18 protein-coding genes are annotated in these 17,713 nt (G+C 52.9%); 9 read left to right on the top strand and 9 right to left on the bottom strand.

Translation table 11 applies throughout. From position 1 onward, the window contains the following. Window positions 1-32 precede the first annotated feature (32 nt). Both znuC and znuB read left to right on the top strand, forming a co-directional pair. Entirely contained in the window at window positions 33-788 is a 756-nt protein-coding gene (gene znuC, locus IB196_RS09295) for a zinc ABC transporter ATP-binding protein ZnuC (protein ID WP_040232396.1), read from the top strand. Beyond that, on the top strand, window positions 785-1,570 hold the full coding sequence (gene znuB / locus IB196_RS09290; protein WP_005120698.1) for a zinc ABC transporter permease subunit ZnuB: 786 nt from the start codon (window positions 785-787) through the stop codon (window positions 1,568-1,570). The genes znuC and znuB overlap by 4 nt, the downstream gene beginning before the upstream one ends. Before the next feature lie 91 nt (window positions 1,571-1,661). On the opposite strand, the gene ruvB is transcribed toward znuB, so the two are convergent. The 6 genes from ruvB to aspS all read right to left on the bottom strand — a co-directional run bounded on the left by ruvB (window position 1,662) and on the right by aspS (window position 6,918). Further along, on the bottom strand, window positions 1,662-2,672 hold the full coding sequence (gene ruvB / locus IB196_RS09285; protein ID WP_005120696.1) for a Holliday junction branch migration DNA helicase RuvB: 1,011 nt from the start codon (window positions 2,670-2,672) through the stop codon (window positions 1,662-1,664). 8 nt (window positions 2,673-2,680) lie between these two features. Next, a complete protein-coding gene (ruvA, locus tag IB196_RS09280; protein ID WP_005120694.1) occupies window positions 2,681-3,292 on the bottom strand; it encodes a Holliday junction branch migration protein RuvA in 612 nt (203 codons plus the stop codon). A gap of 80 nt (window positions 3,293-3,372) precedes the next feature. Further along, on the bottom strand, window positions 3,373-3,894 hold the full coding sequence (gene ruvC, locus IB196_RS09275; protein ID WP_003034867.1) for a crossover junction endodeoxyribonuclease RuvC: 522 nt from the start codon (window positions 3,892-3,894) through the stop codon (window positions 3,373-3,375). 34 nt (window positions 3,895-3,928) lie between these two features. Continuing rightward, window positions 3,929-4,672 carry a YebC/PmpR family DNA-binding transcriptional regulator gene (locus tag IB196_RS09270; RefSeq protein ID WP_003833836.1) on the bottom strand — a complete coding sequence of 248 codons (744 nt, stop codon included), beginning with the start codon at window positions 4,670-4,672 and terminating at the stop codon, window positions 3,929-3,931. A gap of 28 nt (window positions 4,673-4,700) precedes the next feature. Then, window positions 4,701-5,144, bottom strand: coding sequence for a dihydroneopterin triphosphate diphosphatase (gene nudB, locus IB196_RS09265; protein WP_040232398.1), 444 nt, complete (start codon window positions 5,142-5,144; stop codon window positions 4,701-4,703). A 1-nt stretch (window position 5,145) separates the two neighbouring features. Next, window positions 5,146-6,918, bottom strand: a complete 1,773-nt coding sequence (gene aspS / locus IB196_RS09260; RefSeq protein ID WP_005120685.1) for an aspartate--tRNA ligase — start codon at window positions 6,916-6,918, stop codon at window positions 5,146-5,148. 285 nt (window positions 6,919-7,203) lie between these two features. On the opposite strand from aspS, the gene IB196_RS09255 reads away from it, so the two are divergent. Genes IB196_RS09255 through cmoB form a run of 5 tightly spaced genes read left to right on the top strand, consistent with a single transcriptional unit; the run spans window position 7,204 to window position 10,782 of the window. Next, window positions 7,204-7,770: a hydrolase gene (locus IB196_RS09255; protein WP_188231690.1), complete on the top strand. Its 567-nt coding sequence runs from the start codon at window positions 7,204-7,206 to the stop codon at window positions 7,768-7,770. Next, on the top strand, window positions 7,767-8,585 hold the full coding sequence (locus tag IB196_RS09250) for a DUF72 domain-containing protein (RefSeq protein ID WP_188231691.1): 819 nt from the start codon (window positions 7,767-7,769) through the stop codon (window positions 8,583-8,585). The genes IB196_RS09255 and IB196_RS09250 overlap by 4 nt, the downstream gene beginning before the upstream one ends. 52 nt (window positions 8,586-8,637) lie before the next feature. Beyond that, complete coding sequence (locus IB196_RS09245; protein WP_003034689.1) at window positions 8,638-9,033, top strand: MAPEG family protein; 396 nt, start codon at window positions 8,638-8,640, stop codon at window positions 9,031-9,033. Window positions 9,034-9,073: 40 nt separating this feature from the next. Further along, window positions 9,074-9,817: a carboxy-S-adenosyl-L-methionine synthase CmoA gene (gene cmoA, locus IB196_RS09240; protein ID WP_005127669.1), complete on the top strand. Its 744-nt coding sequence runs from the start codon at window positions 9,074-9,076 to the stop codon at window positions 9,815-9,817. Next, on the top strand, window positions 9,814-10,782 hold the full coding sequence (gene cmoB / locus IB196_RS09235; protein ID WP_005127670.1) for a tRNA 5-methoxyuridine(34)/uridine 5-oxyacetic acid(34) synthase CmoB: 969 nt from the start codon (window positions 9,814-9,816) through the stop codon (window positions 10,780-10,782). Before cmoA ends, cmoB begins: the two co-directional genes overlap by 4 nt. A gap of 155 nt (window positions 10,783-10,937) precedes the next feature. Here cmoB and cutC read toward each other — a convergent pair whose 3' ends face one another. Both cutC and IB196_RS09225 read right to left on the bottom strand, forming a co-directional pair. Next, entirely contained in the window at window positions 10,938-11,684 is a 747-nt protein-coding gene (gene cutC / locus IB196_RS09230; RefSeq protein ID WP_005127671.1) for a copper homeostasis protein CutC, read from the bottom strand. Between the two features lie 3 nt (window positions 11,685-11,687). Further along, window positions 11,688-12,254, bottom strand: a complete 567-nt coding sequence (locus IB196_RS09225; protein WP_005127672.1) for a VOC family protein — start codon at window positions 12,252-12,254, stop codon at window positions 11,688-11,690. 238 nt (window positions 12,255-12,492) lie between these two features. On the opposite strand from IB196_RS09225, the gene argS reads away from it, so the two are divergent. Both argS and mrdA read left to right on the top strand, forming a co-directional pair. After that, window positions 12,493-14,226: an arginine--tRNA ligase gene (argS, locus tag IB196_RS09220; protein WP_188231692.1), complete on the top strand. Its 1,734-nt coding sequence runs from the start codon at window positions 12,493-12,495 to the stop codon at window positions 14,224-14,226. 287 nt (window positions 14,227-14,513) lie between these two features. After that, window positions 14,514-16,442 carry a penicillin-binding protein 2 gene (mrdA, locus tag IB196_RS09215; RefSeq protein ID WP_005127675.1) on the top strand — a complete coding sequence of 643 codons (1,929 nt, stop codon included), beginning with the start codon at window positions 14,514-14,516 and terminating at the stop codon, window positions 16,440-16,442. On the opposite strand, the gene IB196_RS09210 is transcribed toward mrdA, so the two are convergent. Further along, window positions 16,414-17,553, bottom strand: coding sequence for a glycoside hydrolase family 105 protein (locus IB196_RS09210; protein ID WP_005127676.1), 1,140 nt, complete (start codon window positions 17,551-17,553; stop codon window positions 16,414-16,416). The genes mrdA and IB196_RS09210 overlap by 29 nt on opposite strands. Window positions 17,554-17,713: the final 160 nt, after the last annotated feature.

Below are 17,713 nucleotides of genomic sequence, written 5' to 3'. Positions count from 1 at the left end.
CATTCTATAACTTCTGCAAGACTAAAATTGATATGACGACTTTGGTTTCACTGGAAAATGTCTCGGTCTCTTATGGTCAACGCCGCGTCCTTTCTGACGTATCGCTTGAACTTCGACCCGGCAAAATTTTAACGCTTCTTGGCCCGAATGGGGCCGGAAAGTCTACGCTGGTGCGCGTTGTATTGGGGCTGGTAGCGGCTGATGAAGGGGTTATCAAGCGCAACGGGCATTTGCGGATTGGCTATGTACCGCAAAAACTCTACCTCGATACAACACTTCCGCTGACGGTGAGTCGCTTTTTGCGCTTACGTCCTGGCACAAAGAAAGCCGACATTCTCCCTGCGCTGAAGCGTGTTCAGGCCGGGCATCTGATGGATGCTCCGATGCAAAAACTGTCCGGCGGGGAAACGCAACGTGTCTTGCTGGCCCGTGCGTTGCTAAATAAACCGCAGCTCCTGGTGCTCGATGAACCGACTCAGGGAGTGGATGTGAATGGTCAGGTTGCACTGTACGATCTTATCGATCAGTTGCGACGTGAGCTGGATTGCGCCGTGCTGATGGTATCCCATGACCTGCATCTGGTCATGGCAAAAACCGACGAAGTCCTGTGTCTGAACCACCACATTTGCTGCTCCGGCACGCCAGAGGTGGTTTCAATGCACCCTGAATTCATTTCTATGTTCGGGCAACGCGGCGCTGAACAACTCGGAATTTACCGTCACAACCATAATCATCGCCACGATTTACAGGGCCGCATTGTTTTACGCCGGGGAAATGGTCACTCATGATTGAATTATTATTACCCGGCTGGTTAGCCGGGATCATGCTGGCCTGCGCTGCTGGCCCGCTTGGCTCGTTTGTGGTCTGGCGTCGGATGTCTTATTTTGGCGATACGCTGGCGCACGCATCACTGCTGGGCGTCGCATTTGGCCTGCTGCTGGATGTAAACCCCTTCTATGCCGTTATCGCCATCACCCTGTTGCTGGCCGCAGGCCTGGTTTGGCTGGAGAAACGCCCGCATCTCGCGATTGATACCCTGCTCGGTATTATGGCGCACAGTGCGCTGTCATTAGGTCTGGTTGTTGTCAGCCTGATGTCGAATATTCGTGTGGATCTCATGGCCTATCTGTTTGGCGATCTGCTCGCCGTCACCCCAGAAGATCTGGTGGCCATTGCCATTGGCGTGGTTATCGTTCTGGCGATTTTGTTCTGGCAGTGGCGTAACCTGCTGTCGATGACTATCAGCCCGGATCTGGCCTTTGTTGATGGCGTCAAGCTGCAACGTGTCAAGCTATTGCTGATGCTGGTCACAGCACTCACTATTGGTGTGGCGATGAAATTCGTCGGGGCACTGATTATCACCTCACTGCTGATAATTCCTGCGGCTACCGCACGTCGTTTCGCCCGTACACCCGAACAGATGGCAGGCGTTGCCGTAGGTGTCGGGATGATAGCGGTTACAGGCGGGCTGACCTTCTCTGCGTTCTATGACACACCGGCCGGGCCATCCGTGGTGCTTTGTGCTGCACTGCTGTTTATCTTCAGTATGATGAAGAAACAAGCGAGCTGAGTGGTATTTCGCCGGATGGCGGTTTCACCTAATCAGGCCTACATCATACCGTAGGTCTGATTAGCGTAGCACCATCAGGCATTATTGGGGCTTAAGGCATTTCCGGTGGTGTAATGCCAAAGTGGTTCCATGCCCGCACCGTTGCCATACGTCCGCGCGGGGTACGTTGCAGAAAACCTTGCTGAATCAAATACGGTTCCAGCACGTCCTCAATGGTTTCACGTTCTTCGCCGATTGCCGCCGCCAGGTTATCTAACCCGACCGGACCACCAAAGAATTTATCGATCACGGCCAGCAGCAGCTTGCGGTCCATATAATCGAAGCCTTCCGCATCCACATTGAGCATATCCAGTGCCTGGGCGGCGATATCCGCCGAGATGGTGCCGTCATGCTTCACTTCGGCAAAATCGCGTACCCGACGCAATAAACGGTTGGCAATACGCGGCGTACCACGTGCCCGCCGCGCCACTTCCAGCGCGCCTTCGTCACTCATCTCCAGCCCCATAAAGCGGGCACTGCGTCCAACAATATGCTGAAGATCAGCCACCTGATAGAACTCCAGGCGCTGCACAATCCCAAAACGGTCACGCAACGGAGACGTTAACGAACCCGCACGCGTTGTGGCGCCGATTAGCGTAAACGGCGGCAGATCGATTTTAATTGAACGCGCAGCCGGGCCTTCGCCAATCATGATATCCAGCTGATAGTCTTCCATTGCCGGATACAACACTTCTTCCACCACCGGTGACAGACGATGGATTTCATCGATAAACAACACATCGTGTGGTTCAAGGTTGGTGAGCATTGCCGCCAGATCGCCTGCTTTTTCCAGTACCGGGCCGGACGTAGTGCGCAGGTTGACGCCCATTTCATTGGCAACAATATTGGCAAGCGTGGTTTTACCGAGACCCGGAGGACCAAAAATCAGCAGGTGATCGAGGGCATCGCCGCGCAGCTTCGCCGCCTGGATAAAAATCTCCATTTGCGAACGCACCTGCGGCTGACCAATGTACTCTTCCAGCAATTTAGGGCGGATCGCACGATCCACCAGATCTTCAGGGGTCGTGCTGACAGCCGAAATCAGACGGTCTGCTTCAATCATCCTCTACCTCACAGCGCAGCGCGAAGCGCTTCACGAATCAGGGTTTCACTGCTGGCATCAGGGCGGGCAATTTTGCTTACCATGCGGCTGGCTTCCTGTGGTTTATAGCCTAACGCTACCAGCGCAGCAACCGCTTCCTGCTCGGCATCATCGGTTACCGGACTGGCAGGTGATGTCAGCACCAGATCTGCCGCCGGGGTAAAGAGATCGCCATGCAGTCCTTTAAAGCGGTCTTTCATTTCGACGATCAATCGCTCCGCCGTTTTCTTACCGATACCCGGTAGTTTGACCAGCGCCCCCAGTTCTTCACGTTCTACGGCATTGACAAACTGCTGCGCTGACATGCCGGAGAGGATCGCCAGCGCCAGCTTCGGCCCCACGCCGTTGGTTTTAATTAGCTCTTTAAACAGCGTGCGCTCCTGCTTATTGTTAAAGCCATACAGCAGCTGTGCGTCTTCGCGCACCACAAAATGCGTGAAGATGATCGCTTCCTGCCCGGCTTCCGGCAGCTCGTAGAAACAGGTCATCGGCATATGCACTTCATAGCCTACCCCGCCCGTTTCCAGAAGAACCAGTGGGGGTTGTTTTTCAAGAATGATGCCTCTGAGTCTGCCTATCACATGACGCTCCTGCGTTAAGGGCTAAAAGGTAATGCGCTATCATAAAAAAAGGCTGGATAGATATCCAGCCTCATTTGTCACTAACGTAACCTACCGCGCGCTAAATTCAACCTCGACTCACTCATTTGCATGGCGTTCTGGCTGACATGGCAGTGGGTAATGGCAATCGCCAGCGCATCCGCAGCATCCGCCTGCGGGTTAGCCGGGAGTTTGAGCAGCGTACGCACCATGTGCTGTACCTGGCTTTTTTCTGCGCTGCCGATACCGACGACGGTCTGTTTAACCTGTCGGGCAGCATACTCAAACACCGGAAGATCCTGATTGGTCGCAGCAACAATCGCTACGCCGCGCGCCTGTCCCAGCTTCAGCGCCGAATCGGCATTTTTCGCCATAAAGACCTGCTCGATGGCAAAATAATCCGGCTGGAACTGAGTGATGATTTCCGTCACCCCCGCGTATATTAATTTCAGCCGTGACGGGAGATCGTCAACTTTGGTGCGAATACAACCACTGCCGAGGTAGGTCAACTGTCTGCCGACCTGACGGATTACGCCATAACCGGTAATGCGCGACCCCGGATCAATGCCGAGAATAATAGACATCACGCATCTCCTGTTATTTTATGGCTTAACCACATCATTCTAACGTAGCTGCAACCTCATCGGAGATTTCGCCGTTGTGGTAAACTTCCTGCACGTCATCGCAATCTTCCAGCATATCGATCAGACGCATCAGTTTCGGCGCTGTTTCTGCATCCATATCCGCTTTGGTGGATGGGATCATAGAAACTTCAGCCGCGTCCGCTTTCAGACCTGCCGCTTCCAGCGCATCACGAACTTTACCCATCTCTTCCCACGCGGTGTATACGTCAATCGCGCCGTCGTCGAAGGTTACAACATCTTCAGCACCGGCTTCCAGTGCCGCTTCCATGATGGCGTCTTCGTCGCCTTGCTCAAAGGAGATCACGCCTTTCTTGCTGAACAGGTATGCGACGGAACCGTCGGTACCGAGGTTACCGCCTGTTTTAGTGAATGCGTGGCGCACTTCTGCAACGGTACGGTTACGGTTGTCAGACAGACATTCAATCATCACGGCTGTACCGCCAGGACCGTAACCTTCATAGATGATGGTTTCCATGTTGGAATCTTCATCACCACCCACACCGCGCGCGATTGCACGGTTCAGAGTGTCACGAGTCATGTTGTTTGCCAGCGCTTTATCAACCGCTGCGCGCAGACGTGGGTTGGCATCCGGATCGCCACCACCCAATTTAGCCGCCGTCACCAGCTCACGAATGATTTTGGTGAAGATCTTACCGCGCTTAGCATCCTGCGCTGCTTTACGATGTCTGGTGTTGGCCCATTTACTATGACCTGCCATAAATAATCTCTCCAAAAAGCGCGCCTTCTCAGGCGACGTTAATTACAAACTCTTCAATCGCCTGCCGGTTACTCCACGACTTGGTTAACTGTGCAGCCTCGTGCGCATTAACCCAACGGTAGGTCAAATGTTCGGTGAACACGATCTCTCGTTCAGTGGGCAGTGCCAGGCAAAACCAGGACTCCGTATTACGTACAATTCCTGGCGCATAGCGATGACGTAAATGACTAAAAATCTCAAACTCCACCGTGCGCTGGCAGTCAATTAAGGTCAGCTGCTCACGCGCAACATCAATGGCGACCTCTTCCTTTACTTCACGCAGGGCGGCTTGCGACGCGGTTTCACCTTCTTCAAGGCTGCCGGTGACCGACTGCCAAAAATCAGGATCGTCGCGTCGCTGTAACATCAGCACTCTCCCGGTGTCCTTTGCATAAATCACGACTAACACCGAGACAGGCTGTTTATATGCCATATCAGTTATTCTCGGCCTTCTTAACAACCTGAATACTCAGTTCCGCCAGCGCAGCTTCGTTGGCCAGGCTCGGCGCTTCGGTCATCAGACACGCGGCAGCCGTCGTTTTCGGGAAAGCAATAACGTCACGGATGTTATCAGTACCGGTCAGCAGCATGGTCAGACGATCCAGACCAAACGCCAGGCCCGCGTGCGGCGGCGTACCGTATTTTAACGCATCGAGCAGGAAGCCGAATTTCTCGCGCTGCTCTTGTTCGTTGATACCCAGAATACCGAATACGGTCTGCTGCATATCACCGTTATGGATACGTACAGAACCACCGCCTACTTCGTAGCCGTTGATAACCATATCGTACGCATTGGCAACCGCATCTTCGGGCGCAGCTTTCAGCTCAGCCGCCGTCATGTCTTTCGGCGAGGTGAACGGGTGGTGCATCGCGGTCAGACCGCCTTCACCATCGTCTTCAAACATTGGGAAGTCGATAACCCACAACGGCGCCCATTTGGATTCGTCGGTCAGGTTCAGGTCTTTACCCAGTTTGAGGCGCAGAGCCCCCATCGCGTCGGCAACCACTTTCTTGTTGTCGGCACCGAAGAAGATCATATCGCCGTCTTGTGCGCCAGTACGTTCCAGAATGGCTTCAATGATTTCAGCATTCAGGAACTTGGCCACCGGGCTGGTTACCCCTTCCAGACCTTTCGCACGCTCGGTGACTTTAATGTATGCCAGACCTTTCGCGCCGTAGATCTTAATGAAGTTACCGTAATCGTCGATCTGCTTACGGCTAAGTGCAGCGCCGCCAGGTACGCGCAGAGCCGCTACACGCCCTTTCGGATCGTTAGCCGGGCCAGAGAACACGACGAATTCAACAGATTTCAGCAAATCAGCAACGTCCACCAGCTCCATCGGGTTACGCAGATCCGGCTTATCGGAACCGTAGCGACGCTCAGCTTCAGCAAAGGTCATGATCGGGAAATCGCCCAGGTCCACACCTTTTACTTCCAGCCACAGATTACGCACCAGCGCTTCCATCACTTCACGCACCTGCGGTGCGGTCATGAAGGAGGTCTCAACATCGATCTGAGTAAATTCAGGCTGGCGGTCAGCACGTAAGTCTTCGTCACGGAAGCATTTTACGATCTGGTAGTAACGGTCGAAGCCAGACATCATCAGCAGCTGTTTGAACAACTGAGGAGACTGTGGCAGCGCGTAGAATTTACCTTTATGTACGCGAGACGGTACCAGGTAGTCACGCGCACCTTCTGGCGTCGCTTTCGTCAGCATCGGCGTTTCGATGTCGAGGAAGCCATGGTCGTCCATAAAACGACGCACCAGACTGGTAATTTTGGCACGCGTTTTCAGGCGCTGCGCCATTTCAGGGCGACGCAGATCGAGGTAGCGATACTTCAGACGAGCTTCTTCAGTATTTACGTGGTTAGAGTCGAGCGGCAGTGAATCTGAACGGTTGATAATGACCAGATCGGAGGCCAGCACTTCAATTTCGCCAGTCGCCATATCGGCGTTGACGTTTTTCGCATCACGCGCACGCACGGTGCCCGTAACCTGGATGCAGAACTCATTACGCAGTTCGGAGGCCAGCTTTAACGCGTCCGCACGGTCCGGATCGAAAAATACCTGCACGATACCTTCGCGGTCGCGCATATCGATAAAGATCAGGCTACCAAGATCACGACGACGGTTGACCCAACCACACAGAGTCACCTGCTGCCCCTCGTGGGACGGACGTAGCTGTCCGCAATATTCTGTACGCATGAGATATCCCTTAACTTTGCCGCAGGCGGATTGTCACCTGCCCGGCAGATGACGAAGTCGCAGCTTTAGCTGAATGTCACAACTGAATGAAAAAAGGCGGCTATTATACTGGAAATTCTGCCGCACGATAAGAGCCTACTGGGATAGACTCTCAGTCCGGTACTGACTGTACGCATGTTTCCTAAGCGGGTATTGCGTAATCTCACAAAAAATAACAAAAATTGTCGCCCCTTTCACACAGATTCGCGATTAAGGTGTAACGGAAATCTTTTTACTGGAGTCACCATGCTGGAACTGAACGCAGAAACAACCGCTCTTGTCGTCATCGATCTACAGGAAGGGATCCTGCCTTTCGCGGGTGGACCTCATTCGGCAAACAACGTGGTCGAGCGCGCCGCACAACTGGCGGAAAAATTCCGTACCAACGGTTCACCGGTGGTGATGGTTCGTGTCGGCTGGTCTGCGGATTATGCCGAAGCGCTAAAACAACCGGTTGATGCTCAGACTCCGGCCAAAGCATTACCCGAAAACTGGTGGGAATACCCGCAAGCGCTGGGAAAATGTGCGACAGACCTGGAGGTCACCAAGCGCCAGTGGGGAGCATTCTACGGTACTGACCTGGAACTGCAATTGCGCCGTCGTGGTATCGACACCATCGTCCTTTGCGGGATCTCCACCAATATCGGCGTCGAGTCCACCGCGCGTAATGCCTGGGAGCTGGGTTTTAGCCTGATCGTTGCCGAAGACGCCTGCAGTGCCGCCAGCGCCGACCAGCATCAGGGCAGCATGACGCATATTTTCCCACGTATTGCCCGTGTACGTCGCGTTGACGAGATCCTGCAAGCGTTATGATCTATATCGGCTTACCTCAGTGGTCACACCCGAAATGGATGCGTCTGGGGATCACCAGCCTTGAAGAGTATGCCCGCCACTTTAACTGCGTGGAAGGCAACACCACGCTGTACGCCCTGCCAAAAGCCGAGATTGTTGCGCGTTGGCATGCACAGACCACCGATGCGTTTCGATTCTGTTTTAAGTTTCCGGCCACCATTTCACATCAGGCTGCGCTGCGTAATTGTGATGACCTGGTACTGGAATTTTTCGCGCGCATGTCGCCGCTGGAATCACGCATTGGACAATACTGGCTGCAATTACCCGCGACTTTTGGCCCGCGTGACCTCCCTGCCCTGTGGCAATTCCTCGATGCCCTCCCTAAAACGTTTACCTACGGTGTCGAGGTTCGTCATCCGGATTTCTTTGCGAAAGGTGAATCAGAGATCCAGTTCAATCGGGGTCTGCATGAACGCGGGATTAATCGGGTCATTTTAGACAGTCGTCCGGTCCATGCCGCGATCCCACACACGGAAGCGATACGCGATGCTCAACGTAAGAAACCGAAGGTCCCGGTCCATGCGGTAGTCACGGCAAACCACCCGATGATCCGTTTTATCGGTAGTGATAACATGACACAAAATAGGCAGTTCTTTGCCGCCTGGCTGGCAAAGTTGCCACTCTGGCAACAGACCACCACGCCATATCTGTTTTTGCACACGCCGGATATCGCACAGGCTCCTGAGCTGGTAGACACGCTATGGGCAGATTTACGTAGTGCCCTGCCAGAGATCGGATCAGCGCCCTCGATTCCACAGCAATCTTCTCTTTTCTGAAAATGCCACCTATCATAGTCAATGCCAGCAGCCATTTTAAAAGGGAGTTTGTATGGTAAGCGCGCTTTATGCCGTCCTGGGTGCGTTATTGTTAATAAAGTTCTCCTTTGACGTCGTTCGCCTGCGCATGCAATATCGCGTTGCCTATGGTGATGGCGGCTTTAGTGAGCTGCAAAGCGCCATCCGCATTCACGGTAATGCAGTGGAATATATTCCCGTTGCATTAGTGCTGCTGCTTTTTATGGAAATGAACGGTGCTGAAACGTGGATGGTGCATCTTTGTGGGCTTATGCTGATAGCCGGGCGACTGATGCATTATTACGGATTCCACCACCGGCTTTTCCGCTGGCGCCGTTCCGGCATGAGCGCCACCTGGTGTTCACTGTTGCTCATGGTGCTGGCGAATCTTTGGTATATGCCCTGGGAGTTGGTTTTCTCCCTGCATTAGCGCACAATACGCCACTTTATTTTTCCCGGATTTTTACGTTATGTCTCACCGCGACACGCTTTTTTCTGCGCCTATCGCCAGTCTGGGTGACTGGACCTTTGATGAACGGGTAGCTGAAGTCTTCCCGGATATGATCCAGCGTTCCGTTCCGGGCTACTCCAACATCATTTCGATGATTGGTATGCTGGCCGAACGTTTCGTGCAACCCAACACGCAGGTCTACGATCTGGGCTGTTCTCTGGGCGCGGCGACGCTCTCGGTGCGTCGCAATATTCATCATGAGAATTGCAAAATTATTGCCGTCGATAACTCCCCGGCCATGGTTGAGCGCTGCCGTCGTCACATCGATGCCTATAAAGCCCCCACGCCTGTTGACGTGGTCGAAGGCGATATTCGCAACATAACTATCGAAAACGCCTCGATGGTGGTGCTGAATTTTACCCTGCAATTCCTTGAACCACCTGAGCGCCAGGCATTGTTGGATAAGATTTATCAGGGGTTAAACCCCGGCGGTGCATTGGTGCTGTCAGAGAAGTTCAGCTTCGAAGATGCCAAAGTTGGCGAACTGCTGTTCAACATGCACCACGACTTCAAACGCGCCAATGGCTATAGCGAACTGGAAATCAGCCAGAAGCGCAGCATGCTGGAAAACGTGATGCTCACCGATTCGGTCGAAACGCATAAAGCGCGACTGCATCAGGCAGGTTTTGAGCACAGTGAACTGTGGTTCCAGTGCTTCAACTTTGGTTCTCTGGTGGCATTGAAAGCTGAGGCTAGCGCATGATCGACTTTGGTAACTTTTATCAGCTGATTGCCAAAAACCATCTTTCCCATTGGCTGGAAACGCTGCCAGCGCAAATCGCGACCTGGCAGCGCGATCAGCACGGCTTGTTTAAGCAGTGGTCGAATGCCGTCGAGTTTCTGCCGGAACTGACGCCGCATCGTCTGGATTTACTGCATAGCGTGACTGCCGAAAGCGAGGAGCCGCTCAGCGAAGGGCAGATCAAACGGATTGATACGCTGATGCGTCATCTCATGCCGTGGCGCAAAGGTCCATATTCGCTGTACGGCGTCAATATTGATACCGAATGGCGTTCCGACTGGAAGTGGGATCGCGTTCTGCCGCATTTATCCGATCTGACCGGGCGTACCATTCTCGACGTGGGCTGCGGCAGCGGATACCACATGTGGCGCATGATTGGCGCGGGGGCACATCTGGCCGTCGGTATCGATCCTACGCAGCTGTTCCTGTGTCAGTTTGAAGCGGTGCGTAAACTGCTGGGCAATGACCAGCGCGCACATCTGTTGCCGTTGGGTATTGAGCAGCTTCCGGCGCTCAACGCCTTTGATACCGTATTCTCCATGGGCGTGCTTTATCACCGCCGTTCGCCGCTGGAACATCTCTGGCAGTTGAAAGATCAACTGGTAAAAGACGGAGAACTGGTGCTGGAAACGCTGGTGGTCGAAGGTGATGAAAATACCGTTCTGGTACCAGGCGATCGCTACGCGCAAATGCGTAATGTCTACTTTATTCCGTCTGCGCTGGCGTTAAAAAACTGGCTGGAAAAATGCGGATTTGTCGATGTTCGTATCGCCGACGTGTGTGTGACCACTACCGAAGAACAGCGTCGCACCGAATGGATGATAACCGAATCGCTAGCCGATTTCCTCGACCCGAACGACCACAGCAAAACGATCGAAGGCTACCCCGCCCCACTGCGTGCGGTATTGATTGCGCGTAAGCCGTGATGGTTTGCCCGGTGGCGCTACGCTTACCGAGCAGTAGGCCTGATAAGGCATCGCCGCCATCAGGCATAATAAGGATAAAAAAAGGCCCCTGTTGAAATTGCAGGGGCCTGGTACGAGCAAGCATCATATTGGGCGACATGATGCAACGGTAAAAATCAGCTGGCCTGGTGGTGCGCAATGATTGCCTTCATTTCAGCAACCGCCGCCCCGTCTACCGCATAGCGTGAATACTCATCCGCCTGCGAATCCGAAGACATCGACAACCCCGAATTGCGATACCGCATGGGTGAAGCCAGCCATACTCCGGCAGAACTGTGGACTTCCTGCACTCCGGCATTAAGGAACAGGGACAAATTCGCGGCGCGAACCCCCGCTCCGGCCATAATGATTGGAGCATCTGCCTGCGCAATAAGTTCCATTATTTTTGTTAAACCTTGCGCTGCATCTGATTTTTGCCCGGAAGTCAGCACTCTGGCGACACCTAAATCGGACAATTTATTCAGCGCATTTAATGGGTTGGCACACATATCGAAGGCCCGATGAAACGTGACATTTAGCGGGCCCGCAGCAACCATTATTTTTTCCATACGTGGCATATCGACATTCCCGTCCACATCGAGAATGCCGGTCACCAGCCCTGAAAAACCCAAATCTCTGACCATCGCGATATCATCAAGCATCGCGGCAAATTCACCGTCGGTGTAACAAAAATCGCCCCCACGCGGACGGATAATGGGATTAACGGGAATAGAGACATGCTGGCGTACAGAGCGCAACACCCCCAGCGACGGCGTTAAGCCTCCTTCTTTAGGCGCTGAACAAAGCTCAATGCGATCCGCACCGTTTTGCTGCGCGGTGCGTGCGCACTCCATGCTGTAACAGCAGATTTCCAGTAATGCCATCACTCACTCCTGTTGCTCGCTTGCGACAATCGCTTCAATTGACCACGGATGAAATTTGAGGGTGACGCAGCCATCACTGACCGCCAGCGTCGGATTCGGTAAACGCTCACGCTCTCCTTTTGGCGAGCTGGTTTTCACGAAAATCCCCGGCTGACTCAATCCTTCATCAGAAAGCAGCGCCAGCGCTCGTGCATTCAACGTCTCCACGTCACCCGGCAGTACTATTTCCACATGTTCCCAGCCTTCATGCGGATAGCGTTTTTCGCCCGGCCATGGCAGTTCTACGATCGTAAATTGCCAGTGTTGCACACAAACGGGTTCATCAAGCTTGAACAAGCAAATCGGTCGGCCGTTAATGATATTTTCTGACAACAATTCGCCACACTGTTCAAAACCACGACGCCAGCGCTCTGCGGTGGTATTTTGGTGACAGCGCAGAGAAATGTGATCGGCTTCAAGCGATGAGACATCCAGCCCAAGTCGAGTGGAAAGATCCGTTAACGCCTGAATGAAATGCGGTAAATCTGCGGAAATATCATGCAGTTCTGCAACTGCTTGCCAGTTCGCCATAATGAAAGCTCATATCCTTGTTCAAAGCGGCTAATTTACCCTGTTGCGCTGCCCCAACCAACAGCTGATTTTCTTAAGCGCGATGTGAATAATTATACGTAATAACAATGTTTATATTTCAGGCTGCTGGCGGTACTCGCAATGCTGACGGCAACGGGCATTTGCAGTATACTCCCGCCCTTAATTCTTAAACTGGTGCGGTCAATTTTAAGCCGCTTCATAAATGTAAGGTATTCCGGTGAATATTCAGGCTCTTCTCTCAGAAAAAGTCAGTCAGGCCATGATTGCTGCAGGCGCCCCTGCAGATTGCGAACCGCAGGTTCGTCAGTCAGCAAAAGTACAGTTCGGCGACTATCAGGCCAACGGCATGATGGCTGTCGCGAAAAAACTGGGTATGGCCCCGCGACAACTGGCTGAGCAGGTGCTGACTCATCTGGATCTCAACGGGATCGCCAGCAAAGTTGAAATTGCAGGCCCGGGCTTTATCAACATTTTTCTCGATCCGGCATTTCTGGCGCAACGCGTTCAGCAGGCGCTGGCCTCCGATCGTCTGGGCGTCACCCAACCGGCTAAACAAACCGTTGTGGTTGACTACTCCGCACCTAACGTCGCGAAAGAAATGCACGTGGGTCACCTGCGTTCCACCATCATCGGTGACGCTGCGGTGCGTACGCTGGAGTTCCTTGGCCACAATGTTATCCGCGCTAACCACGTCGGCGACTGGGGCACTCAGTTCGGGATGCTCATCGCATGGCTGGAAAAACAGCAGCAGGAAAATGCCGGCGAGATGGCGCTGGCCGATCTGGAAGGTTTCTACCGTGATGCGAAAAAACATTACGACGAAGATGAAGCTTTCGCAGAACGCGCCCGTAGCTATGTTGTGAAGCTGCAAGGCGGCGATGAGTACTTCCGTGAAATGTGGCGCAAACTGGTCGACATTACCATGTCGCAAAACCAGTTAACCTACGATCGCCTGAACGTCACCCTGACCCGTGACGACGTCATGGGTGAAAGCCTGTACAACCCAATGCTGCCTGGCATTGTGGCCGATCTCAAAGCGAAAGGCCTGGCTGTTGAAAGCGAAGGCGCTACCGTCGTATTCCTTGATGAGTATAAGAACAAGGAAGGCGAACCGATGGGCGTTATCATTCAGAAGAAAGATGGCGGCTATCTCTACACCACGACCGACATCGCCTGCGCCAAGTATCGTTATGAAACGCTGCATGCCGATCGCGTACTGTATTACATCGACTCCCGTCAGCATCAGCACTTAATGCAGGCCTGGACCATCGTGCGTAAAGCCGGCTATGTGCCGGACTCCGTACCGCTGGAACACCATATGTTCGGTATGATGCTGGGTAAAGACGGTAAGCCGTTCAAAACGCGCGCTGGCGGCACGGTTAAACTGGCCGATCTGCTGGATGAAGCACTGGAACGTGCGCGTCGTCTGGTGGCAGAGAAGAACCCGGACATGTCTGCTGATGAGCTGGAAAAACTGGCGAATGCCGTTGGTATCGGCGCGGTTAAATATGCGGATCTGTCGAAAAACCGTACCACCGACTACATCTTCGACTGGGACAACATGCTGGCATTCGAAGGCAATACCGCGCCGTACATGCAGTATGCTTACACCCGAGTCCTGTCAGTGTTCCGCAAAGCAGACATCGACGAAAGCGCGCTGGCAAATGCGCAGGTGATTATCAACGAAGATCGCGAGGCCCAACTGGCTGCGCGTCTGCTGCAGTTTGAAGAAACGCTGACCGTTGTGGCACGTGAAGGTACGCCGCACGTGATGTGTGCTTACCTGTACGACGTTGCCGGTCTGTTCTCTGGCTTCTACGAACACTGCCCTATCCTTAGCGCTGAAAACGAAGAAATTCGTAACAGCCGCCTGAAACTGGCGCAACTGACGGCGAAAACCCTGAAGCTGGGTCTGGATACGCTGGGTATTGAAACCGTAGAACGCATGTAATCACCCCGAGTGATGTGAAAGCCTGCGCTATGTCGTGGGCTTTTTTATTTTCCCGAATGACCTCCCTCGTAGGCCTGATAAGCGAAGCGCCATCAGGCGGTCAGGCGCACCTTGCCGGATGGCGGCGTAAACGCCTTATCCGGCCTACGAGAAACGACTACGTTCACTGTAATTTGTAACAACTCACAAGGAATGACACATTTCCGTAGAGGGATGGAACATTTTTTGCCTGTCATCCCGTTTACGCCTCCGTATCATTAGGCGGCGAATTAATCGGGTATGGGTCAATGACATTCAGAGATTTTGAGGCGGAAGAAAAACTTTTCCAGCGACGAGTGATAGTGGCCTTTGGCCTGGTGGTCATCTGTTTTGGCATCCTGATTTATAACCTCTATAACTTACAAATCCGTCAACACCAGTATTACACCACCCGATCGGATGCAAACGACATCAAAATGCTGCCCGTCGCCCCAACGCGCGGTATCATTTATGATCGCAACGGTATCCCGCTGGTACGAAATGTCACCTGGTACGACATTTCTGTTACGCCTTATAAAATCAGCGATATGGACGCCCTGCTGAAGCAACTCACACCGATTGTTGACCTCACGCCAGATGATATTGACCAGTTTCGCCATGAGCTGAAGGCCAGTAGCCGCTATCGCCCGGTGGTGCTAAAAAATGCGCTAACCGATGTAGAAATTGCCCGTTTTTCTGTGAATCAGTTCCATTTCAGCGGTGTGACCATCAATAGCTACGAAGATCGCCAGTATCCTTATGGGGCGGCGCTGGCACATGTACTTGGCTACGTATCAAAAATCAACGATAGCGATCTGAAAGCACTGGATAAAAAAGGGCTGGCAGAGAACTACGCCGCCGATCACAACATTGGTAAACAAGGCATTGAGCACTACTACGAGAATGATCTGCACGGCAAAACGGGTTATCAGGAAGTGGAAGTTGATAATCACGGGCGTATTGTACGTTTGATTAAAGACGTCCCCCCTGTCGCCGGCAAAGATATCCATCTGACGCTGGATTTACACTTGCAGGAATACATTGAAAGCCTGCTGGTGGGCCAACGCGCCGCGGTGTTGGTGGAAGATCCCCATGATGGCTCCGTGCTGGCAATGGTCTCAAATCCCAGCTATGACCCCAACCCGTTTGTCAAAGGCATCAGCTACCAGGACTACAACACGCTGTTGCAGGATAAAAACCTGCCATTAATTAACCGCGTCACCCAGGGGTTATATCCTCCTGCCTCAACGGTAAAACCGTACATGGCGATGTCAGCCTTACTGGACGGTGTGATCACGCCGCAGACCAGCTTCTTCGGCGCGGCCACCTGGACGCTCCCCGGCACCGAGCGACATTACCGCGACTGGAAAAAAACGGGTCACGGTATGCTGGATGTCACCAAAGCGATTGAAGAGTCTGCTGACACGTTCTTTTATCAGGTCGCGTATATGATGGGAATTGACCGGATTAACAGCATGCTCGGCCAGTTTGGCTATGGCAAACCGACCGGCATCGATCTTGATGAGGAGTATAACGGCCTGCTCCCGAGTCGCGAATGGAAGCAGAAAGTGCATAAAAAAGCCTGGTATCAGGGAGATACCATTTCGGTTGGCATCGGTCAGGGCTACTGGATTGCCACGCCGATCCAGATGGTAAAAGCCATGGTCGCGCTGATTAACAACGGCAAGGTTATTGCCCCTCACCTGCTACTTGATGAAGAGAGCGGGAAAGCCATCACGCCGTATCAGGCTCCCGAAGCACCCACACAAATTGCTTCTGCTTCATCACCCTATTGGGGACTGGTGCGTCAGGCGATGTTCGGCATGGCGAATGCACCAAACGGTACCGGGTATAAATTTTTCCATACGGCACCTTATGGCATCGCGGCCAAAAGCGGGACATCACAGGTCTTTAGCCTGAAAGAAAACCAGACTTACAATGCGAAGATGATCCCCATACGCCTGCGTGACCACGTATTCTATACCGCGTTTGCGCCGTATAAGAACCCAAAAGTCGCCATCGCATTAATTCTGGAAAACGGCGGCAGCGACGGGGTTACCGCCGCGCCGGTCATGCGCCAAATCATGGATCATCTGTTTGCGCCGCCCGGGCAACCCGATGCCGCAGAACAACCAGGTCCGGTCAGTACAGCATCAGCGGGAGACACGATTAATAGTACTTACGCAAATATTCGGTAAGGCACAGCATTGCCATAGCCTGCCCGTAAGGCATAGAGGTGAGAGGGATGTTGTGGTAGAAATCGAGATTGTGCCCCATGCCGGTGCCAAACGAGGTATGCAGCAATTCACCTTCCGGTGAAATATGTTGCACAATACCTCTGATGGCTTTTTCGGCTACTGCTGCATAGTCTTGTCCGACATAGCGTTTACGTACCGCCTTGAGGATCCCATAAGCAAATCCGGCGGTAGCCGATGCTTCCAGATATGACTGCGGGTCGTCCAGCAAGGTGTGCCACAGCCCACTTTCATCCTGGCATTCCGCCAGGGCTGCAATTTGCGCATTCAGAACCTGCACCAGATAGCGATGCACGGCGTTGTTTGCCGGCAAATTCAGTAGTTCAAGGAAGTCCGGGATTACAATCGTAAGCCAACTATTACCCCGCGCCCAGCGGGCGTTGGCGAAGTTATGCTGCCCCACATAGCTCCAGCCGTGGAACCACAGCCCCGTTTTCTTATCCATCAGATTTTGTACATGCAGCAGAAACTGATACGTGGCCTCTTCGATATACTCAGGGCGATTGAGCAACTTGCCAATTTTCGCCAGCGGTAAAACCGTCATCATCAGCGTGTCATCCCACATCTGCTGATGATTTTCTTCCGCCAGCGTAATGTGCTGCATACCGCCGAAGTCAGTACGCGGCATATCATGCATTGCCCACTCAGCCCAACTGTCAAGCCACGGCAGATACGCCGGATTACGCGTCTCTTCATAGCGATACGCCAGCGTTAAAAACGGTGCCATGGTGTTAACGTTTTTGGTGGTTGCGCCTTCCGCAAAGCGTTCGGCAAACCAGCCGTCGATGATATCGCGCATCGTTGCATCGCCAGTTTGCTGATAATACTGATACATTCCGTACAAGCCGACGCCGTGCGTCCACTCCCATCCGGCCCAGCCTTTGGTATCGATAACACGTCCGTCATCCAGTCGCAGCAAGAACTCGCCCGTTTCATCATGAATATTGACCAGGTTATGCGTCACCTTTTTAATGAGCGTTTTTAATTCATCCCTGGCAATAAAATGTTCTGGTTGACGCAACAATGGACTGTGTTTAACCGGGTAAACAATCATTTCCTTAACCTCTGTCAGTGTCGAATTCAATGCTGCGCCCTGTTCCAGTTTCGGCGCGGCAGGTTTATTACGATTCGGAAAATCCTGTGTGTTGTTACCCTAAAGTGATTCGTCAACATTGGGTATCATTACCGGGTCACAGTAAAAGCTAATCACAGGG

The sequence above is a fragment of the Citrobacter sp. C6_1 genome, from assembly GCF_014596835.2.
GTDB lineage: Bacteria > Pseudomonadota > Gammaproteobacteria > Enterobacterales > Enterobacteriaceae > Citrobacter > Citrobacter pasteurii.
The sequence above is the reverse complement of the archived record's forward strand: the minus strand, read 5'-3'. Positions and strand labels throughout refer to the sequence as shown.